Source organism: Mesorhizobium sp. AR07, assembly GCF_024746815.1.
Classification (GTDB): domain Bacteria; phylum Pseudomonadota; class Alphaproteobacteria; order Rhizobiales; family Rhizobiaceae; genus Mesorhizobium.
Map to the genome: position 1 here is coordinate 3680808 of NZ_CP080525.1, position 20280 is coordinate 3701087.

The window sequence follows — 20280 nt, forward strand, 5'->3', positions numbered from 1 at the left end:
TGCCATCCCAGACGAAAACGGCGCCGAAACCGGCGCCGTTTCCATTTCAATACGCGGCTGTTCGCTCAGAACACCTGGCGGAAGACGATGAACAGCACGAAGGCGAGCGTGATCGAGCACGGCAAGGTCAGCACCCAGGCAAGCAGCAGATTGCGCACCGTCGACCACTGCAGCCCCGAACCGTTGGCGGCCATCGTTCCGGCGACGCCCGACGACAGCACGTGGGTCGTCGACACCGGCAGTCCGAGCCGGTCGGCCATGCCGATGGTCACCATCGCGACAAGCTCCGCGGCGGCGCCCTGGCCATAGGTCAAATGGCTTTTGCCGATCTTCTCGCCGACGGTGACGACGATGCGCTTCCAGCCGACCATGGTGCCTAAGCCCAGCGCCAGGGCGACGGCGACCTTCACCCAGATCGGGATGAACTTCGTCGCGTTGTCGACGGCCTTGTGGTAGTCGGTGACCGCCTTGAGATCGGCGGCCTCCATCGGCAGCAACTGTTTCTTGTCGATCAGCTTGAGCGCCTCGCCGATCAGATAGATGTCGTTGCGGGCATTGCTGACCAGGTCGGTCGGCACGTTGTCGACCGAGGCATAGGGCTGCAGGCCCGCTGTCGTGTTGTGGATGTAGGTCTGCAGCGCAACCGTCGTCTGGTCGTTCCAGGTCCGGGTGCGCACGGCGTCCTGCACAGCGGCCTTGGCGTCGGCGACGGTGATGCCGGGCTTCACATATTTGCCCAGCGCTTGCTCGACACTGACGGAAGCCGACTTGTAGGCCTCGAGATAATTGATGTCGGGCGTCCGGTTCAGCGCAAAGGCCGTCGGCACGACACCGATCAGGATCAGCATGATCAAGCCCATGCCTTTCTGTCCATCGTTGGAGCCGTGCGCGAAGCTGACGCCGGTGCAGGTGAAGATCAGCAGCGCGCGAATCCACCATGGCGGCGGCGCGTTGCCTTTCGGTGCTTCGTAGAGCGCCGGATTGCGCACGAGCAGCTTCATCGCATAGAGCAGGATCGCCGCGGCGAAGAAGCCGATGATCGGCGACACCAGCAAGGTCACGCCGACATTGGTCGCCTGCGACCAGTCCACGCCGCTGGTGGCGCTGCCGGCCGGCGCCATGAACTGGTTGGCGAGGCCGACGCCGATAATCGAGCCGACCATCGTGTGCGAACTCGACGCCGGCAGGCCGAGGAACCAGGTACCGAGATTCCACAGGATGGCGGCAACGAGCAGCGCGAACACCATGGCAAAGCCGGAGGAGGAGCCGACCTGCAGGATCAACTCGACCGGCAGCAGCGACAGGATGCCGAAGGCCACGGCGCCGCTCGAGGTGAGAACCCCGAGGAAATTGAAGGCGCCAGACCATATGACGGCAAACTCGGCCGGCAGGGAGCGTGTGTAGATGACCGTCGCCACCGCGTTGGCGGTATCGTGGAAGCCGTTGACGAACTCGAAGCCGAGCGCGATCAGCAACGCAATGCCGAGCAGGATCCAGGGCACGGTCTTGGCCTCTGCCAGATCCCGGCTGAGCGCGTAACCGACGTAGACAATGCCGATGAGCACCAGCACGCCAAAGGCCGGCAGGAACCACTTCGCGCTACCCGAACTGTCCAGCGGATGATCCGGTCTCGGAATGCCCGCTTCACTAGAAACCACATCCACCATGTCCCACTCCTGTTGCATTGCAGCAAAGAACCGGGAGAACGCTATGGCCGCCCAATGAACCCTGTGTGACGATTTCGAACACAACCTTGGCGGATGTCTCAGGCGAAAAGCCTGGCGGTCGGCGCTTTCAAGCGCCGCGGGATCGCGTCTTCAAGATCGCCGAGAACAGCGGATCGAAGGCGTGGCTGATAGGCGCCGCCGCGGCGCCGAGCGCGATCGACCAGGGATCGGTCGTGCCGAGCTGCAGGCGCGGCAAATTCCGCCCTGGCCGGTCGGCGATCGACGGCAGCAGCGGATGCATCGCTTCGACCAGCCGGCGGGCCAGCGCTTCCGGCGCCCCGCTGGTCAGGATGACGGTCTGCGGATCGAAGATCGTTTCGATGAGATGCACGCTCCAGCGCAGATCATGCGCGGCACCTTCGATCCAGGCCATCATCTTGCGATCCTCGGCGATGACCAGGGCGTTCATCTGTTCGTAGATATCGTTGTCGGCCGGGTTGAGATCGAGATGCTGATAAAGCGAAGCCAGCGACGCGCGATGTTCGAGTGGCGTCGAGCCGGGGCCAGCCGGCGACAGCAGTGCCATGCCGATCTCGCCGGCATTGCCATGCCCGCCGCTGTAGAGTTCGCCATTGAGGATCAATCCGGCGCCGATGCCGTAACCGACATAAAGGCAGACCGCGTGATCGACGCCATGTGCCGCGCCGACGATGCGTTCCGCCGTGGCACAAGCGGCGGAATCGTTCTGCAGGCCGACATTCAGGCCCGTGCCTTCGGCCAGCGTCTCCAACAGCGGGAATTTCTGCCAGGCCGGCATCATCCATTTGTCGTCCGAATTCTTCAGCCCGAAAGGGCCTGGCATGGCGACGCCGAGGCCGACGAGCCTCTCTTCGGATTGGGCGGAGATTTCGGAAAGTTCACGCCGGACGCCGCTGATCAGGCCGAGGATGATTTCGACGCCCTTCGATGGCTCATCGAACGGCAAATTGGCCTCGGCGCGCGCCAGCACGCTGCCGACCAGGTCGACGGCGACCGCCCGTGTCAGGTGGCGATCGATCTGCAGCCCGATGGCAAAGGCGCCTTCGGGAACGAGCCTGTAAGGGGTCGATGGCTGCCCCCTGCCCTTGCGCACCGCATCCAGCGCAACGACAAGGCCGTCGCGTTCCAGATCCTCGATGATGTTGGAGACGGCCTGCTTGGTGAGCTGCGTCGCCCGCGCCAGGTCGGCGCGCGACAAGGCGCCGTTGAGACGCAGCGCCTCGATCATGACACGGCGGTTGTGTGCGCTCGTGCCTTCCTGATTGGTACCGCTTTTGGCGCGGATCGGGCTGATATCGTCCACCGGCGTTTCCCCTCTTGACTCCATTAGGATATTGATCGACTAATTAAGTCAAGCGAATTGACTTAATGGTGGAGCCGACACAAAAAGACGGAAAGGGCTTTGTGCCTGTCGCCGCCGACCGGTCGGGAAAACACTTAAGTCACGCGACATCAGTCCGGGAAGGCAGCATGGACCGCCGACCCGTCAACATCGGAAATGGGAGAAGAAGATGCTGAAATCGATCGCCAAGACCCTCTTGGGTGCAGTCTTTGTCGGGGGGCTGTTCGTTCCCCACGCCTTCGCCGAAACGACGCTCAACGCGCTTTTCATGGCACAGGCCGCCTACAGCGAAGCGGATGTGCGCGCCATGACGGAGGCCTTCTCCAAGGCCAATCCGGACGTGAAGGTCAACCTCGAATTCGTCCCCTATGAGGGCCTGCACGACAAGACCGTGCTCGCGCAGGGCTCGGGTGGTGGCTACGATGTCGTGCTGTTCGACGTCATCTGGCCGGCCGAATACGCCACCAACAAGGTGCTGGTCGACGTATCGTCGAAGATCACCGACGACATGAAGAAGGGCGTGCTACCCGGCGCCTGGACCACGGTCCAATATAACGGCAAATCCTATGGCATGCCGTGGATCCTCGACACCAAATACCTGTTCTACAACAAGGAAATCCTGGAAAAGGCCGGCATCAAGACGCCGCCGAAGACCTGGGAAGAACTCGGCGAACAGGCCAAGATCATCAAGGACAAGGGCCTGCTGAAGACACCGATCGCCTGGAGCTGGTCGCAGGCCGAAGCCGCGATCTGCGACTACACCACGCTGGTCAGCGCCTATGGCGGCGACTTCCTCAAGGACGGCAAGCCGGACTTCCAGAATGGCGGCGGCGTCGCGGCGCTGAAGTACATGGTCGACAGCTACAAGTCGGGCCTCACCAATCCCAATTCCAAGGAATTCCTCGAAGAGGACGTGCGCAAGGTCTTCGAAAACGGTGACGCCGCCTTCGCCCTGAACTGGACCTACATGTACAACATGGCCAACGATCCGAAGGACAGCAAGGTGGCGGGCAAGGTCGGCGTTGTGCCGGCGCCAGGCGTTGCCGGCACCAGCGAAGTGTCGGCCGTCAACGGCTCGATGGGCCTTGGCGTCACGGCGGTCTCGAAGCATCCGGACGAAGCGTGGAAGTACATCACCTTCATGACCTCGCAGGCGACGCAGAACCAGTATGCCAAGCTCTCGCTGCCGATCTGGGCTTCGTCCTATGACGACCCGGCGGTCACCAAGGGCCAGGAAGAGCTGATCGCCGCCGCCAAGCTCGGTCTGGCCGCCATGTATCCGCGCCCGACCACGCCGAAATACCAGGAGCTGTCGACCGCGTTGCAGCAGGCGATTCAGGAATCGCTGCTGGGCCAATCTTCGCCGGAAGACGCCTTGAAAACCGCTGCCAAAAACAGCGGCCTCTGAACACTGTTCTCCAATCACGGGCGGCACTACAGCGCCGCCCGTCCCCTTGGACGGGCAAAGGACGCTGTAGCACTTTCTGATCTTGCGCATGATCCTTTCCGGAAATCGGTTTCCGATTTCCGGGGTCATGCGCCAGTGCCGCCCGTGCTATGTCTGAAATCACGCTGGACTAGAGAGAGGCTGCTCCGATGTCGGGCACCTGGATGACAACCCGTGCGTGGCTGCTGATGTTGCCGCTGCTCGTGGTCACGGTCGCCGTCATTGGCTGGCCGCTGGTCGATACGGTCGGGCTTTCCTTCACCGACGCCAAGCTGGTCGGCACGGGCGGTAATTTCGTCGGCCTCGACAACTACACGAGCATGCTGTCCAGCTCGAATTTTTCGCGCACGCTGGTCACCACGACACTCTTCGCGGTGATTTCGGTCGCCGCCGAAATGGTGATCGGGGTTCTCGCCGCACTGCTGCTCAATCAGCAGTTTCGCGGCCGCGCCATCCTGCGCGCCTTGATGATCCTGCCCTGGGCGCTGCCGACCGTGGTCAACGCCACGCTGTGGCGGCTCATCTACAACCCCGAATATGGCGCGCTGAACGCGGCCCTGACGCAGCTGAATCTTCTCGACGCCTACCGTTCCTGGCTCGGCGAGCCGGGCACCGCGCTGGCGGCGCTGATCGTCGCCGACTGTTGGAAGAATTTTCCGCTGGTGGCACTGATCGCGCTGGCGGCATTGCAGGCAGTGCCGCGTGACATCACCGCCGCCTCGCTCGTCGACGGTGCCGGGCCTTTCAACCGCTTCCGCTTCGTCATCCTGCCCTATCTCGCCGGCCCGCTGATGGTGGCGCTGGTGCTGCGCACCATCGAGGCCTTCAAGGTCTTCGACATCATCTGGGTGATGACCCGCGGCGGCCCGGCCAACAGCACCCGAACGCTGTCGATCCTCGTCTACCAGGAAGCCTTTTCCTTCCAGCGTGCCGGCTCCGGCGCGTCGCTGGCGCTGATCGTCACCTTGCTCGTCACCGTGCTGGCCGTCGCCTATGCGGCACTTGTCAGGAAGACCGCCGGGAGTGCCGCCTGATGGAACGCCAGAGCCCTGCCTTCACCATCTTCATCCATGCCTCTGCGCTTCTGCTTGCCGCAATCATCCTAGCGCCCATCGCCTGGCTGTTCATCATGAGCATATCGCCAGCCGCCGACCTTGCCGCCAAGCCGCTGCGCTGGTGGCCGCAGAGCGCCGACTTCTCGCGCTACCAGCAATTGCTGTCGACGGCCGAAAACAGCGCCGGCGCCGCCTTCACCTCATCGCTGCGAAACAGTCTCGAGATTGCCGGCATGGCGACCATTGCGGCCTTGGCTCTGGCGATCCCCGCCGGCTGGGCCGTCTCGCGCACGCCGTCGATCGGCTGGTCGCTGTCGATGGTCATCGCCACCTACATGCTGCCGCCGGTCGCGCTCGCGGTGCCGCTCTATATGGGCCTGTCGCATCTCGGCCTGCTCAACAATGTCTTCGGCCTGGCACTGGTCTACCTGACCATACTGGCACCCTTCACCACCTGGCTGATGAAGTCGGGTTTCGATTCCATCCCGCGCGAAATCGAAGCGGCGGCGATGATCGACGGCGCCGGCCTGTTCCAGACGTTGCGCATCATCACGCTGCCGCTGGCCGCCCCCGTAATGGCGACATCGGCACTGTTTGCCGTGCTGCTCGCCTGGGACGAATTCTTCTATGCGCTGCTGTTCACCTCGGACCAGCGCGCCAAGACCTTGACCGTCGCCATCGCCGATTTGGCCGGCGGCCGGGTTTCCGATTACGGATTGATCGCCACGGCCGGGGTCCTGGCCGCCTTGCCGCCAGTGCTGATCGGCCTGGTCATGCAGCGCGCGCTGATCTCGGGCCTGACCAGCGGCGGTGTGAAAGGATGACGATGACTGCAGCAAAACCTCGGCCGGCCGGACTGCTGGCGATAGACCGCGAAATGGCGCGCCAGCGTGCGGATGCGATCGCCTCGTTCGGGCACAACACGGCCATCGCGGCAAAGGTCGCCGCCTCGATCCGCCAGACCGGCCGTCTGCTTCTGCTCGGCATGGGCGGCTCGCACGCCGTCGGTCGCGCCGTCGAACCGCTCTACCGCGCGCATGGCATCGATGCCTTGGCGCTGCCGCTCTCCGAACAACTCGGCCAGCCGCTGCCGCTGACGGACAGAACGGTGCTCGTCACTTCGCAGTCCGGCGAGAGCGCCGAGGTCGTCAGATGGTTCTCGGAGGCTGGCAGCACTTCCGATGTTTTCGGCCTGACGCTCGAAGGCGCCTCGTTCCTCGCCGGCACGGTGCCTTGCCTGGTCGGCGCCGGGGGGACCGAGCTGGCCTTCGCCGCGACCCGCAGCCTCACCGTCACCTTCGCCTTGCATCTGGCCATCCTCGCCGCACTGGGCGAGGACGCAAGCCCCGCACTTGGCGCACTGGATCAACCGCAAGACAACGACATCCGCCAAGCGCTCGGAGCTCTCGGCAAGGTGACCACCATCGTTACATCAGGCCGTCGCCTGCAAGGTCTGGCCGAAGCTTTGGCGCTCGGCCTTACCGAACTGTCGCGCCTGCCGTGTTTTTCTCTCGAGGGCGGCCAGTTGCGACATGGGCCGATGGAAATGCTCGGCCCGCACATCGGCGTCATCCTGTTTCGCGGCAACGACTCGACATCGGAACTGGTGACCGCCATGGCCATTTCAGTGGTCGAGGCCGGCGCGCCGCTGGTCATCTTCGATTCGTCCGGGCAAGCGCCTGTCACGGGCGCCATCACGCTTTCGTTCAAGCCAGCTTCGGGCCTCGCCGCGATCTTCGCCATGCTGCCGGTCGCGCAGCGCCTGATGATCGCCTTCGCCGATGCCCGCATCGACAATGCCGGCACGCCCGTCCGCTCCACCAAGATCACCAGGAGCGAATGATGCGTCCGCTTGCAGTGATCGGCAACGTCAATGTCGACCTGATTGTCGGCCCGGTCGCGCCATGGCCAAAGGCGGGAACGGAGACTGTCGTCGATCATGACGAATTGCGTGTCGGCGGCCAGGCCGGCAACAGCGCGCTGGCCTGGGAAGCGTTGGGCGTCGATTTCGCCGTTGCCGCCAATGTCGGCGACGACAAGTTCGGCCGCTGGCTTCGCGAAGCGTTCGGCCGTCGCGCCGAGAAATGGCCGGTCCGTCCCGAAGGCACGACGCTGTCCGTCGGCATGACCCATCCCGACGGCGAGCGGACCTTCTTCACCACGCGCGGCCACCTGCCGCGCTTCAGCCTTGCCGACGTATTTTCCGTTCTCGACGGCAGCGCGCTTTCCGGCGGCTACGCGCTGTTGTGCGGTTCCTTCCTGACCGACGATCTGACGCGCAACTACGACGCGTTTTTCGACTGGGCGGACAGCCACCACATCGCCGTGGCGCTCGACACCGGCTGGCCGATCGATGGCTGGACCGAGGCCAACTGCGCCGCCACGCGCGCGTGGCTGTCGCGCTGCGAACTGGCGCTGTTCAACGAGGTCGAGACCGTGACCCTGGCCGGAACGCAAAGCCCGGTCGAGGCCGCGCGCGAGATCCGCTCCAGCATGAGGCCAGGCGCGACCTTTGTCGTCAAGCGCGGACCGCAAGGCGCCATCGCCATCGGCCCGGATGGAGCACTCGTCGAAGCCGTCGCGCCCGATGTCCGGGTTGTCGACACGATCGGCGCCGGCGATGTCTTTAACGCCGCCTTCCTCGCCGCCCTTGCCCAGGAGCAGCCGCTGTCGGCCAGTCTCTCCGCCGCGACGCATGTCGCCTCGCGCGCGATTTCCACCTTGCCCCGCAACTATGGCGGGCCGATGCAGTCTAGGGAATCCATGCATGAGCGCGCTTGAAATCCGCGACATCCGCAAGAGCTACGGCAGTGTCGAAACGCTGAAAGGCATCGACATCGCGCTGCAGAACGGCGAATTCCTGGTGCTGCTCGGCTCGTCGGGCTGCGGAAAGTCGACGCTGCTCAACATCATCGCGGGGCTGGCCGAAGCGACAAGCGGCGACGTGCTGATCGGCGGCCGCTCCATCCTGGACGTTCATCCCAAGAACCGCGACATCGCGATGGTCTTCCAGTCCTACGCTCTCTATCCGAACCTGACCGTCCGCCGCAACATCGGCTTCGGCCTGGAGATGCGCGGCGTTGCCGCCGACGAGCGCGACAAGGCCGTGCGCGAGGCGGCCAGATTGCTGCAGATCGAGACCTTGCTCGACCGCAAGCCGAGCCAGCTTTCGGGCGGCCAGCGCCAGCGCGTTGCCATTGGCAGGGCGCTGGTGCGCAAGCCGCAGGTCTTTCTCTTCGACGAGCCGCTGTCCAATCTCGACGCCAAGCTGCGCCTTGAAATGCGCACCGAGCTGAAGCGGCTGCACCAGATGCTGCAGACCACCGTCGTCTATGTCACCCACGACCAGATCGAGGCGATGACGCTGGCGACCAGGATTGCGGTGATGCGCGACGGCAGGATCGAGCAACTCGGCACGCCCGAGGAGATCTACGACCAGCCGGCGACGCTCTATGTCGCGGGTTTCGTCGGCGCGCCATCGATGAACATGCTGCAGGCTGTATTCGTGGATGGAAAGTTGGCCATTGCGGATTCCGACGTGCGGATATCCGTGCCCGCACGCTATGCGAACTCGGTCCGTGACGGCGCACAGGTGGTCGTTGGCATCAGGCCCGAAGCGCTTCGCGTGGCGACCGGCGCGGCGACGGACTTGTCATTGCCCGTGGAGATCGAGGTCGTCGAACTGACGGGCCCCGAACTGGTCACCACGGCCCGCATCGGCGCGCAGCGGCTGACGGCTTGCCTGCCGCCAAGGACCCGGCTTGCCAAGGGCGAAACATGCAGCTTCGCCTTCGACGAGACAGCACTTCGCCTGTTTGACCCGGAGACCGGCAAGGCTCTCCAGGCGACAGTTTGAAAACAAGGCCGCGCGCATCCACCAGACGCGCGCGGCCCCGATGTCAGCGCGCCGGTGGCGCGTACATCAGGCCGCCGGCGTTCCACAACGCATTGATGCCGCGCGCTATTTTCAACTGGCTGGACTGGCCGAGATTGCGCTCGAACATCTCGCCATAATTGCCGACCTTGGCGACGATGTTGTAGGCGAACGCAGGGTCGAGCCCAAGCTGCTGGCCATTGTCGCCGTCGACGCCGAGGAACCGGCGGGTCGTCGGATTCTGCGACTTCAGCGAGGCTTCCACGTTGGCCTGGGTGACGCCTTCCTCTTCCGCTTCAATCAGCGAGAACAGCGTCCAGCGCACGATGTCGAACCATTTGTCGTCGCCCTTGCGAACGGCCGGGCCGAGCGGTTCCTTCGAGATGAACTCGGGCAGTACGGTGAAGGCCGCGGGATCGGTCAGCTTCAGGCGCTGCGCATAGAGCGCCGAGGCGTCCGTGGTGTAGACGTCGCAGCGGCCACTGTCGAATGCCTTGATGATGCTGTCGGCGGAATCGATGACGACCGCCTCGTATTTCATCTTGTTGGCGGTGAAGTAGTCGGCGACGTTCTGTTCGGTGGTCGTGCCCTGTTCCGCACAGACAGTGGCTCCCGAGAGCTTCAGCGCGCTGTCCACGGCAAGGTTCTTGCGCACCATGAAACCCTGTCCGTCATAATAGGCAGCGCCGACGAAATGGATGCCCATGCCGGTGTCGCGTGACAACGTCCAGGTCGACTGGCGCGACAGGATGTCGACGGTGCCCGCCTGCAGCGCGGTGAAGCGCTCCTTGGTCGACAGCGGCACGTAGCTGACCTTGTCGGGTTCGCCGAAAACAGCGGCCGAAACCGCGCGGCAGAAATCAATGTCGAAGCCGCTCCATTTTCCCTGGTCGTCGGGCGACGAAAACCCCGCCACGCCCTGGCTGACGCCGCAAAGGATCGAGCCCCTTTGCTTGACGATGTCGAATGTGTCCGCCCTCGCCGACGCGGCCATCGTGGCCGATGCGAGCAAGAGCGCGGTGACGATTGCATGTTTCATGGTTTCCTCCCTTGATGAGGCAAAGCCTCTCCTGCCGCCGGCACATGGAGCGCCGGAAGTTCGTGAAATCGCTGTTCGTAAAGTCTGTCCGCGCCGCCGGGACGGTGCCGGGATCTGTGCTAAGCCCCTTCCGCCAGAACCGCCGCGATCGTCTCGTCGAGAACGCCGACCAGATGATCGGCATTGGCCCGGCTGAAGATCATCGGCGGTCGCATCTTCAGCACATTGTCATGCGGTCCCTCGGTGCCGATCAGCACGCCGCGTGCCCTGACACCATCATTGACGCGGCGGGCAAGGACTGTCGCCGGTGCCTTGCTCTTGCGGTCCTCGACCAGTTCGATGCCGAGGAAAAGCCCCTTGCCGCGCACATCGCCGATAATGTCGTAGCGGTCCTGCAATGCCTTGAACCGCGAGACCAGATAGTCACCGATGTCCAGCGCATTGCGCCTGAGGCCATCCCGCTCGATCACGTCGAGCACCGCAAGCCCGGCCGCGCAGGACACCGGATTGCCGCCAAAAGTGTTGAAATACTCCATGCCGTTGTTGAACGAGGCAGCAATCTCGGAGGTCGTCACCAGGGCTGCCATCGGGTGGCCGTTGCCGATCGGCTTTCCCATCGTGACGATGTCGGGCGTCACCCCCTGTAGCTCGAACGCCCACCAATGGCTGCCGACACGGCCAAAGCCGACCTGCACCTCGTCGGCCGCACAGATGCCGCCGGCGGCCCGCACCATCGCGTAGACTTCGGCGAGATAGCCATCCGGCAGGAACACCTGGCCGGCGACGCTGGGGATCGATTCCGCCAGGAACAGAGCTGGCGCGCGGCCCTGTTTCGCCATCGTTGCGATCTGCTCGGCGACGCTTTCGGCGAAGCGCTTCGCATGTTCGCCCGACGGCCATTCGGCGGGGGCATGATAGCTGTCGGGAATGGTTGCCTCGAAGACATGCGGCGGGCGTCCCTTGCCGCCCTTGCGCTTGTATTTGTAGGGGCTGAGGTCGATCAGTTCCTGCGTCGTGCCGTGATAGCCCCAGTCGAGCACGATCGCCTCGCTGCGGCCTGTATGCGCTCGTGCCATGCGCAGCATCAGGCTGTTGGCCTCGCTGCCCGAACAGGCGAAGGACGCCACCGACAGGCCGGTCGGCAGCGTCGCCGTCAGCCGTTCGGCATAGGTGACGATGGCGTCGTGCAGATAGCGCGTGTTGGTGTTGAGCTTTGCGGCCTGGCTGGCGATCGCCTCGACCACGTCGGGGTGGGCATGGCCGAGATGGCAGACATTGTTGAAACAGTCGAGATAGGCGCGGCCGCGATCGTCGATCAGCCAGACGCCTTCTCCACGCACGAACTTGATCGGCTCAAAATAGGAGATGGAGAGATTGGGCAGCAGCGACGCCTTGCGCGCCGCCACGATCTCCGGCCGCGAACGGCCGGTCTGCTGGAAGGTTTCGGGCGGAATGCCGGCGAGTTCGGCGGCGTCTGGAAACAGTTCCCTCCAGACAGGAAGATAGCGCTCCTCGCCGACGCCGAGGATGTCGCGCGCGGTGAGGCTCGTGTCTGTCGATATCTGGAAATGCAGGTGCGGCGCCCAGCCGCCATTTTCGTCAGGCGTGCCCATCTCCCCGACAAGCGCGCCCGCTTCCAGTCGGTCTCCGGCCTTCAGCCGCCGCCCTGCTTTATGCGCCATATGCCCCCACAGGGTGACGAAGGGCGGGCATCCCGGCGGCGCATGCTCCAGCGCCACGAGGCAACCATAGCCGAGCGGATCTTCCTCGATCTCGACACTTCTGACCGTGGCGGCCAGCGGTGTGTAGAGCCGCGTGCCCGCCGGCATGAACAGATCGAGGCCGAGATGGTTGGCGCGCCGCGCGCCTTCGACGAAACGCGACCGGAAGATATCGCTTGTGTAAACCGTGCGTGCCTCGCCCCAGGGGCCGATGCCGAGTGCGATGCCATGCTCGGCGCAATAGGCATCCCACCATGCGGTCGCCTTGTCCGGCTGCTGCGCGGCCGATGTCACCGTCATCGGATTTTGCGCATCGCCGTAAGGCACGAGCGCCTTGGCAAGCGTCGCGGGGTGGCGGTCGAGAAGGGGCGCAAGCTGCGCGCGGTTCGCCGCGATCCAGCCGGTGATGGCGCGCGCTCCGGAAGCGGCTTCGAAGCCGCACGCCTGACGCAGGATCGCCGTCGCGAAGCGTCGGTTCATCCTGTCCATGCGACGCAGCAGGCGCCAAGCCGGAGCTTCCGAGATCGAAAGATAGGGATTGTCGGCGGTCCGCTCCTTGCGGGCAGCCGACAGCGTCACGGAGGTGACGAGACGCATCGCAATGAGATCGAAGAGCAGGTCGAGTTCTTCTTCCCGCAGTGGATACTCGGCATGGAACCCGGCGGCCAGGCGTGCCGCCGCGCCGATCGGATCCTCGGCATCGAGGATGGCATAGGCACAGGCGACCGCGACTTCGGCGATCAGCACGCTGTGCAAGGCATCGCCGAAGTCGATCAGTCCGGCGACACGGTCAGGCATCGCCGGGTCGACGAGCACATTCCAGTCATTGGCGTCATTGTGGATCACCTGCGCCCGCAACGCTGGCAGCCGGGGCGCCACCACGGCATCGAAATGACCGAGGAAACGCTCCAGCAAGGCGCGATCCTGTCTGTCGTCGATGTGGTGAAGGCGTTCCCGTGCGGCACCTGCCCGGCGAATGTCCCAGTCGAACGAACGCAGCGCGCCGGGGTGGATGAAGCCTTGCAGGGCGCGGTCCAGCCGGCCGAGCGCGCCACCGAGGTTTTCAAGCAGTGCCGGAGTGGACTGGCTCTCGGCCAGCGGCCGGCCGGGGAGCCACGACACCAGGCGCACGGCATGGCCTTCACCGCCGACGCCGGTAGCATGGGCGAGCGAGGCTCCGTGCGCCGTCTTCCTGAGACGCGGCACGGCGAGATCCGGGCTGTTGCGCTCGAGGTGGTCGAACAATGCCGTCTGGAATTCGCTCTCGGCCAGCGGCTCGCTGGCATTGACGATCTTGAGGATCCACAGCGAACGGTCGGGGGCGGTCAGCTTGAAATTCTGGTCGCGCTCGCTGTCGAGTGGCGTGACGCTGCCGGCAACGCCGAAGTGTCGCGCCGCCATATCCATGGCCTCGCTTTGCGAGAAGTGGGGCGCTGGATGGGAGACATCGGTCATCGGGAATCCGGATCTGCTTTCTCAAAGCTTGGCACGGGCATGAAAATCGGGCATCCGGCAAAGCGTCGGTTGCGCCGGCACAATGACTGCATTGACCGGCACATTAACGGAACCGCGTGGAGCATGATGCAATGAAGGAACTGGACGCCAAGGACCGGGACATTCTCGGCATCCTGTCGAAGGAGGCCCGCATCCCGTTGAAGGCGCTTGCGGGGCGCATCGGCCTGTCGCGCAGCGCGACGAGCGAGCGGGTGGCCTCACTGGAGAGAAGCGGCGTGATCCGCGGCTACCGCGCCGATATCGGTCAGATGGACAAGGGGCTGGTCTGCGCTTTTCTGCTGGTCACGCTGATACGCACGCCGTCAATCGGCATCCTCGACCAGCTGGCGCGCTATCCGGAGGTCCGCCGGGTATCGTCGGTCAGTGGCCAGCTCGATCTGATCGTCGAGGTCGAGGTGCCGTCCATCGACAGGCTGAACACGCTGCGCGATCTCATCGCCAGCCACGGCGGCGTCGAGGATTTGACCACCGCGATCGTCCTGCGCCGGGATATCGAGCGCGCCGTGGATTGAATACCCCCGCGACAGCGGTCGCGCTTCGCGCTGGCTTTCGCCTCGCCCGGCACGCCTACTTGGCGATCTCCAGCAGGGACGATACGAGCAGCTGGCGCTCGTCCTTCGACAGCACATCGGAATCGAACAGGTTCATGCTGCGCAGCCCCTCGATGGCGAGATAGCAGATCAGAAGCGACTTCAGATCCGGCGTCTCCCCCTTCAGCCGTTCGAAAAGCTGCCGCTTGAACGTCTTTATCGGCGTCATGAAATCGGGATCCTCGGCGATCGCCGAAAATATCCAGGATGCCGACGGTTGCGTATCCTCGCAGTCCTTGGCCGATAGCCTGATATAGACTGCGAGCGGATTGTCGCCATTGTCGTTGGTCCGGGCGGATTCCAGCGCCTGCCCGAACTCGCGCAGGTAGCCTTCGACCAGCCCCTGCATCAGTTTGGCCTTGGTCGGGAAATTGTAGAGGAGCCCGCCCTTCGATACGCCGGCGCGGCTGGCGACTGCGTCCAGCGACAGGCTTCCAGGCCCGGATTCCCGGGCAACATCGGCCGCCGCGGCGAGAATTTTCTCGCGCGAATTCGTTCGTTGTGGTCTCATGGCGCCTCCCTTCGCAAGCTTAGGCCCAATTGACAAGACCGTCCAGACGGTACAGTAAAGCCGCCATCATTTGAAATCGGGACCCGCCGTCGATATGTGTCCCGATGTCCGCGCTTCGCGCCGGATTCCGACCGAGGGGACTTTCTTGTTCAAGCGCATACTCCGTATCGTCATCATCCTCCTGGTTCTGCTCGTCCTCGTTGTCGTGGTCGGCGGCATCGTCGGCTTCAACTTCCTGCGCGACAACGGGATCAAGCAGTATTTCGCCTCGATGAAGCCGCCGGCGGCAACCGTGTCGACGACCATCGCCAAGCCGTCGACCTGGACACCGGGCGTCCAGGCGATCGGCACGGTCAGCGCGGTGCGTGGCGTCGACCTGACCGTCGAAGTCACCGGCATCGTCAAGGACATCCTTTTCCACGCCAACCAGAAGGTGGCCGCCGACGCGGTTCTTCTCCAGCTCGACGACGCTGTCGAGCGTGCCGACCTTGCCGCGACCAAGGCACAGGCCGTATCCGATCAGACGGCGCTGGAGCGCGCGGTCGAGCTGCAGCGGCGCGGCGTCGGAACCGATGCCACGCTTGACACCGCAAGGGCAGCAGCATCGAGCTCCGCTTCGCAGGTGGTCAAATTGCAGGCGGTGCTCGACCAGAAGCAGTTGACGGCGCCGTTTGCAGGCACGGTCGGCATTCCGAAAATCGACCTCGGCCAGTACCTGGCACCGGGCACCGCCGTGGTGACGCTGCAGGATCTCGACACGATGCGGGTCGATTTCACGGTGCCGGAACAACAGCTGCCTTCGCTCAAGATCGGCCAGACGGTGCGGCTGGGCATCGGCGGCGCAGAGATGCCCTATGCCGGCATCGTTCGCGGTATCGACCCGAAAATCGACCCCTCGAGCCGGCTGGTAACCGTGCGGGCCGAGGTCGCCAACACCGAAGGCAAATTGACTCCCGGCCAGTTCGTGCAGGTGCGTGTCGAACTACCCGAGGAGCAGAACGTGCTGACGCTGCCGCAGACGGCACTGACCACCAGCCTCTATGGCGACTATATATTCGTGGTGCAGCCGGCGAAGCCCGCCGAAGCGCCCCCGGCGCAGACCGCCAAGCCGGAAGAAAAGCCCGCCGCCGCGGCAGTCGACAAACCGGCGGACGCCAAACCCGCAGATGCCAAGCCGGCCGACGCCATGAAGCCTGCCGCCGATGCCATGAAACCGGCCACTGAAGCGACCAAGCCGGCGGACAAGGCGGCTCCTGACACCACGAAGCCAGCTTCTGCCGATCCGGCCAAGCCGGCGGCGGCAGGCGACAAGCCTGCGCTGGTGCTGTCGCAGGTCTTCGTCAAGCCCGGCCGCCGCAATCAAGGCATGGTCGAGATCGTCGAGGGGCTGAAGGCTGGCGACGAGGTCGTCACCGCCGGTCAGAACCGGCTCTTCAATGGCATGTCCGTGGCTGTCGACAACACGATCGACCCGACCAAATCGGCGAACAAGCAGGCCGGCCAGCAATGAGCTTTTCCGATCTCTTCATTCGCCGGCCTGTCCTTTCGACGGTCCTTGCCTGCATGATCCTGCTCCTGGGTTTCCAGGGCATCTTCAACCTGTCGATCCGGCAGTACCCAAAGGTCGACGAAACCGCGATCACCATCACGACGGCCTATCCGGGCGCCAGCGCCGACCTGATCCAGGGCTTCATTTCCGCCCCGATCGCCCGCGCCGTCGCCTCGACGGAAAACATCGACTACGTGACGTCGTCGAGCCGCCCTTCCTCCAGCACCGTGACGGTGCAGATGAAGCTTGGCTCCAACCCCGACGTCGCGCTGACTGAAGTGCTGTCCAAGGTCCAGGGCGTGCGCGGCACCTTGCCGACTGCCTCCAAGGACCCTGTGATCGTCAAGGGCACCGGGCAGCAGTTCGCGATGATGTACATCTCGATGCAGAACCCGAACATGACGAAGGAGCAGCTGACGGAGTATATCGAGCGCGTCATCCGCCCGCGCATGTCGACGGTCGAAGGCGTCTCCGACGTGCAGATCTTCGGCGCCCAGCAATATTCGATGCGCGTCTGGATCGACCCGATCAAGCTTGCCGCGCGCGGCGTGACGGCATCCGAAGTGCTGACGGCGATCAACAACTCAAATTTCCTGTCGGCGCCCGGCAACACCCAGAACGAGTATGTCGTCTCCTCGATCACCGTACGCTCGACGCTGCAGACGCCGGAGGCATTCGCCGAGTTGCCGCTGCGCTCGACCGGCGGCAATGTGGTGCGGCTGCGCGATGTCGCTCGCGTTGAACTCGCCGCCGCGAACACCGACACCAGGGTGAGCTTCAACGGCAAGCCCGGCACCTTCCTTGCCATCTTCCCGACCCCGGCGGCCAACCCGCTGACCACGGCGGCAGCGCTCACCAAGCTGGTGCCGCAGATTCAGGAGACGCTGCCGAAAGGCATGACGATCGAGGTCGTCTACGACGCAACCGGGCAGATCAGCGCCTCGATCTACGAGGTGTTCAAGACCATCGGCGAGGCGGTCGCCATCGTCGTCGTCGTCATTCTTTTGTTCCTTGGCTCGTTCCGTTCGGTGATGATGCCGATCATCACCATCCCGCTGTCCCTGATCGGCGTCTGCTTCCTGTTGTTTGCGGTCGGCTATTCGATCAACCTTCTGTCCCTGCTGGCCATGGTGCTGGCGATCGGCCTTGTCGTCGACGATGCCATCGTGGTGGTGGAGAACATCCATCGCCATATGGAAGAAGACCACATGTCGCCAATGCAGGCGGCGTTCAGCGGCATGCGCGAAATCGCCTCTGCCATCGTCGCCATGACGATGACGCTGGCCGCCGTGTTCGCGCCGCTGGCCTTCACCGGCGGCCTGACCGGCGCGCTGTTCCGTGAATTCGCGGTCACGCTCGCCGGCTCGGTGGTGCTCTCGGGCATCATCGCCATCACCATCACCCCGATGATGTCGGCACGCCTCTTGAAGTCCGGCACGCCGGGCCGTTTCCAGCGCATTGTCGACGGCGCTTTCGCAAGGGTAGAGCACGTCTACGAGAGGGCCGTCACCGGTTCGCTGAACTATCGCCCGCTGACGCTGATCATCGTGCTTGCCCTCGTCGGTGTGACCGGCTTCATGTTCACCAAGACCTCGGGCGAACTGGCGCCGGAAGAGGACCAGGGCTTTCTGCTCTCGCTTGTGACGGGGCCACGTTATGCGACGTCCGACTACACCGAGACATACGTCAACCAGATTCTCGGTCTGGTGAAGGATATTCCCGAAACTCGGGCGCAGTTCTCGGCCGTGGCCTTCGGCGGTGCGACGAACAGCGCCTTCGTCGGCTTTGCCTTCAAGGACTGGGCCGAGCGCAAGCGCAATTCGAAGCAGTTGCAGGCCGACATTACGGCTCGTATCGCCAAAGTGGCGGGTGTCCAGGCCTTCGTCTTTGCGCCGCCGACATTGCCGGGCTCCGGCGGCGGCCTGCCGATCTCCATGGTGGTGCGCTCGACCGGCGATTCCTCGGAAGTGTATGAGGCGGCCGAGCAGATCAAGAACAAGGCGCAGGCCTCCGGCCGCTTCATCGTCGTGCAGAATTCGATGGCCTATGACGCACCGCAGGTGACGGTCACCATCGATCGCGACCGCGCCGCGGCGCTCAACCTGCCGATCGCCGATATCGGCCGGACGCTGACGCTGCTGGTCGGCGGCGCCGAAGTGGCGCAGTTCGACCGCGACTCCAACAGCTACGACATCATCCCGCAGGTGCCGCAGGAATTCCGCGACAACCCCGAAAAGCTCGGACAATATTTCGTGCGCAGCGTGACGGGCGAGATGGTGCCGCTGTCGGCGGTGGTGAAGATTTCGACCAACGCGTCGCCGGCCGCCATCGAGCAGTTCAATCAGCTGAATTCGTCGACGATTTCAGCCCTTCCATTGCCCGGCGTCACCACAGGCGACGGATTGAAAGTCATCGAGGACATCGCCAAGGAGAGCCTGCCCAGCACCTTCTTCATCGACTACTCCGGCCAGTCCAGGCAGGAAAAGGAACAGGGCAACACCATCCTGATCGCCTTTGCGGCGGCCGTCATCGTCATTTACCTGGTACTGGCGGCACAGTTCGAAAGCTTCCGCGACCCGCTGATCATCATGATGGCGGTGCCGCTGTCCATCTTCGGCGCCATCGTGCCGCTCAATCTGGGCCTCGGCACGCTCAACATCTATACGCAGGTCGGCCTGATCACGCTGATCGGCCTGATCACCAAGCACGGCATCCTTCTGGTCGAGTTCGCCAACCAGCAGCGTGAAATCCATGGCATGCGGCGGCGTGACGCCATCATCGCCTCGGCCAAGGTGCGCCTGCGGCCGATCCTGATGACGACGGCGGCAATGGCGCTTGGTGTCGTGCCGCTGATCACCTCCAGCGGCGCTGGTGCCGCCGCTCGTTATTCGATGGGCCTGGTCATCTTCACCGGCATCCTGGTCGGCACCATGTTCACGCTCTTCGTCGTGCCCATGTTCTACACCTTCATCGCCAGCAAGGACCTGCCGCACCTGGCCGAGAAGCCGGATCCCAAGCTGATGCCGGCATTGCCGGACTGAAGCAATTCCAGGAAAGGTGCGAAACGGTTTTCCCTCCGAATTGCGCAAGACAGATGATTGCAAAAAAAGAGGCCGGAGAATTTCCGGCCTCTTTTCTTGGGCTAGGCTCAGTACCGCCGGTTTGAGCTATGATCAATACCGCCGGACGCCTTCCGGCGGGAGCCTTGAACAGGGCGCGGCATCAGGCCTCCCCATTGTACAGCCTGCTACTTGACGATGACGATGCTGGTGTTGGTCGGCCCGAAGGTTTCGACAAGCTGATAGAAATCGGCGGCGTTGTCGGGGTGCAGCCGCACGCAGCCATGCGACGCCGGCTGGCCGAGACGCTTGATCGCATTGGTGGCGTGCACCGCATAGCCGCCGCTGAAAAAGACCGAGTGCGGCATCGGTGCGTTGTCGTACTTCTTCGAATACCACATCTCATGCATGCGCGTCGGCTTGAACGAGCCGGTCGGCGTCACATGGGCCCGGTCGCCGGTGGAAACCTTCCAGGCAAAGGTCGGCCGGCCATCGACCGAGACTTCCATGATCTGCTGTGAAAGCGAAACGCGCGCCACGATCTTGTTGGCGGCGTGAGCGGCGCCCGAGCCGGCGCCGAGCAGAAGTGCGGCACCGGTCAGGGCGGCGGCGGTGATGTTGATGAGCTTGGCGGAAATGGCGGTATGCATGGTGGTGTCCCCTCTCTCTGCCGGTCTGGCCGGCTCCAATTCGATGGCCGCTTATCCCAACGTCATGTTTCGAGGAGATTTCGCAAAGTGCTCGTTTGTGTTTCGAATCTGTTTCCTCTGGTTAACAAACGGAGTCATCCACGGAGCCGAAAAGGGGACGGAATGCCGCGAGCCGAAGAGGCCGAGGTCAGGAACATAGGTATCAGTCTCTAAACGAAAGTG

15 protein-coding genes are annotated in these 20280 nt (G+C 63.9%); 9 read left to right on the forward strand and 6 right to left on the reverse strand.

Features of this window, described 5'->3' with window-relative positions; translation table 11 throughout:
• Positions 1-65 precede the first annotated feature (65 nt).
• Positions 66-1667 (reverse strand): inorganic phosphate transporter, encoded by a 1602-nt coding sequence (locus tag BPNPMPFG_RS18770; protein ID WP_258590197.1) that lies wholly within the window; start codon positions 1665-1667, stop codon positions 66-68.
• A 127-nt stretch (positions 1668-1794) separates the two neighbouring features.
• Positions 1795-3009 carry an ROK family transcriptional regulator gene (locus BPNPMPFG_RS18775; RefSeq protein WP_258590198.1) on the reverse strand — a complete coding sequence of 405 codons (1215 nt, stop codon included), beginning with the start codon at positions 3007-3009 and terminating at the stop codon, positions 1795-1797.
• Positions 3010-3217: 208 nt separating this feature from the next.
• Here BPNPMPFG_RS18775 and BPNPMPFG_RS18780 point away from each other — a divergent pair, with 208 nt between their 5' ends.
• The 6 genes from BPNPMPFG_RS18780 (at position 3218) to BPNPMPFG_RS18805 (ending at position 9406) form a co-directional block, all read left to right on the forward strand.
• Positions 3218-4456: an extracellular solute-binding protein gene (locus BPNPMPFG_RS18780; RefSeq protein ID WP_258590199.1), complete on the forward strand. Its 1239-nt coding sequence runs from the start codon at positions 3218-3220 to the stop codon at positions 4454-4456.
• 188 nt (positions 4457-4644) lie between these two features.
• The gene (locus BPNPMPFG_RS18785) at positions 4645-5529 is read left to right on the forward strand and encodes a carbohydrate ABC transporter permease (protein WP_258590200.1); all 885 of its coding nucleotides are present in this window, start codon (positions 4645-4647) and stop codon (positions 5527-5529) included.
• Positions 5529-6374, forward strand: coding sequence for a carbohydrate ABC transporter permease (locus BPNPMPFG_RS18790; RefSeq protein ID WP_258590201.1), 846 nt, complete (start codon positions 5529-5531; stop codon positions 6372-6374). The genes BPNPMPFG_RS18785 and BPNPMPFG_RS18790 overlap by 1 nt, the downstream gene beginning before the upstream one ends.
• Positions 6371-7393 (forward strand): SIS domain-containing protein, encoded by a 1023-nt coding sequence (locus tag BPNPMPFG_RS18795; protein ID WP_258590202.1) that lies wholly within the window; start codon positions 6371-6373, stop codon positions 7391-7393. The genes BPNPMPFG_RS18790 and BPNPMPFG_RS18795 overlap by 4 nt, the downstream gene beginning before the upstream one ends.
• Positions 7393-8331 (forward strand): PfkB family carbohydrate kinase, encoded by a 939-nt coding sequence (locus BPNPMPFG_RS18800; protein ID WP_258596810.1) that lies wholly within the window; start codon positions 7393-7395, stop codon positions 8329-8331. Before BPNPMPFG_RS18795 ends, BPNPMPFG_RS18800 begins: the two co-directional genes overlap by 1 nt.
• Positions 8318-9406 carry an ABC transporter ATP-binding protein gene (locus tag BPNPMPFG_RS18805; protein ID WP_258590203.1) on the forward strand — a complete coding sequence of 363 codons (1089 nt, stop codon included), beginning with the start codon at positions 8318-8320 and terminating at the stop codon, positions 9404-9406. Before BPNPMPFG_RS18800 ends, BPNPMPFG_RS18805 begins: the two co-directional genes overlap by 14 nt.
• Before the next feature lie 43 nt (positions 9407-9449).
• Here the strand turns inward: BPNPMPFG_RS18805 and BPNPMPFG_RS18810 are convergent, their stop codons facing one another.
• Positions 9450-10463 carry an amino acid ABC transporter substrate-binding protein gene (locus BPNPMPFG_RS18810; RefSeq protein ID WP_258590204.1) on the reverse strand — a complete coding sequence of 338 codons (1014 nt, stop codon included), beginning with the start codon at positions 10461-10463 and terminating at the stop codon, positions 9450-9452.
• A gap of 119 nt (positions 10464-10582) precedes the next feature.
• Positions 10583-13639, reverse strand: coding sequence for an aminotransferase class III-fold pyridoxal phosphate-dependent enzyme (locus tag BPNPMPFG_RS18815; RefSeq protein ID WP_258590205.1), 3057 nt, complete (start codon positions 13637-13639; stop codon positions 10583-10585).
• A gap of 131 nt (positions 13640-13770) precedes the next feature.
• Between BPNPMPFG_RS18815 and BPNPMPFG_RS18820 the strand changes: the two genes are divergently transcribed.
• Positions 13771-14211, forward strand: coding sequence for an Lrp/AsnC family transcriptional regulator (locus BPNPMPFG_RS18820; RefSeq protein WP_258590206.1), 441 nt, complete (start codon positions 13771-13773; stop codon positions 14209-14211).
• Between the two features lie 55 nt (positions 14212-14266).
• On the opposite strand, the gene BPNPMPFG_RS18825 is transcribed toward BPNPMPFG_RS18820, so the two are convergent.
• Positions 14267-14800 (reverse strand): TetR/AcrR family transcriptional regulator, encoded by a 534-nt coding sequence (locus tag BPNPMPFG_RS18825; protein WP_258590207.1) that lies wholly within the window; start codon positions 14798-14800, stop codon positions 14267-14269.
• A gap of 145 nt (positions 14801-14945) precedes the next feature.
• Here BPNPMPFG_RS18825 and BPNPMPFG_RS18830 point away from each other — a divergent pair, with 145 nt between their 5' ends.
• Positions 14946-16310 (forward strand): efflux RND transporter periplasmic adaptor subunit, encoded by a 1365-nt coding sequence (locus tag BPNPMPFG_RS18830; RefSeq protein WP_258590208.1) that lies wholly within the window; start codon positions 14946-14948, stop codon positions 16308-16310.
• Positions 16307-19390, forward strand: coding sequence for an efflux RND transporter permease subunit (locus tag BPNPMPFG_RS18835; RefSeq protein ID WP_258590209.1), 3084 nt, complete (start codon positions 16307-16309; stop codon positions 19388-19390). Before BPNPMPFG_RS18830 ends, BPNPMPFG_RS18835 begins: the two co-directional genes overlap by 4 nt.
• Before the next feature lie 206 nt (positions 19391-19596).
• Here the strand turns inward: BPNPMPFG_RS18835 and BPNPMPFG_RS18840 are convergent, their stop codons facing one another.
• Complete coding sequence (locus BPNPMPFG_RS18840; protein WP_258590210.1) at positions 19597-20058, reverse strand: L,D-transpeptidase; 462 nt, start codon at positions 20056-20058, stop codon at positions 19597-19599.
• Positions 20059-20280 lie beyond the last annotated feature (222 nt).

What these genes read in the sequence shown, in the direction of transcription:
- BPNPMPFG_RS18770 (WP_258590197.1), bottom strand. Translation starts at nt 1,667, where the DNA reads ATGGTGGATGTGGTTTCTAGTGAAGCGGGCATTCCGAGACCGGATCAT.
- BPNPMPFG_RS18780 (WP_258590199.1), top strand. Translation starts at nt 3,218, where the DNA reads ATGCTGAAATCGATCGCCAAGACCCTCTTGGGTGCAGTCTTTGTCGGG.
- BPNPMPFG_RS18785 (WP_258590200.1), top strand. Translation starts at nt 4,645, where the DNA reads ATGTCGGGCACCTGGATGACAACCCGTGCGTGGCTGCTGATGTTGCCG.
- BPNPMPFG_RS18790 (WP_258590201.1), top strand. Translation starts at nt 5,529, where the DNA reads ATGGAACGCCAGAGCCCTGCCTTCACCATCTTCATCCATGCCTCTGCG.
- BPNPMPFG_RS18795 (WP_258590202.1), top strand. Translation starts at nt 6,371, where the DNA reads ATGACGATGACTGCAGCAAAACCTCGGCCGGCCGGACTGCTGGCGATA.
- BPNPMPFG_RS18800 (WP_258596810.1), top strand. Translation starts at nt 7,393, where the DNA reads ATGCGTCCGCTTGCAGTGATCGGCAACGTCAATGTCGACCTGATTGTC.
- BPNPMPFG_RS18805 (WP_258590203.1), top strand. Translation starts at nt 8,318, where the DNA reads ATGAGCGCGCTTGAAATCCGCGACATCCGCAAGAGCTACGGCAGTGTC.
- BPNPMPFG_RS18810 (WP_258590204.1), bottom strand. Translation starts at nt 10,463, where the DNA reads ATGAAACATGCAATCGTCACCGCGCTCTTGCTCGCATCGGCCACGATG.
- BPNPMPFG_RS18815 (WP_258590205.1), bottom strand. Translation starts at nt 13,639, where the DNA reads ATGACCGATGTCTCCCATCCAGCGCCCCACTTCTCGCAAAGCGAGGCC.
- BPNPMPFG_RS18820 (WP_258590206.1), top strand. Translation starts at nt 13,771, where the DNA reads ATGAAGGAACTGGACGCCAAGGACCGGGACATTCTCGGCATCCTGTCG.
- BPNPMPFG_RS18825 (WP_258590207.1), bottom strand. Translation starts at nt 14,800, where the DNA reads ATGAGACCACAACGAACGAATTCGCGCGAGAAAATTCTCGCCGCGGCG.
- BPNPMPFG_RS18835 (WP_258590209.1), top strand. Translation starts at nt 16,307, where the DNA reads ATGAGCTTTTCCGATCTCTTCATTCGCCGGCCTGTCCTTTCGACGGTC.
- BPNPMPFG_RS18840 (WP_258590210.1), bottom strand. Translation starts at nt 20,058, where the DNA reads ATGCATACCGCCATTTCCGCCAAGCTCATCAACATCACCGCCGCCGCC.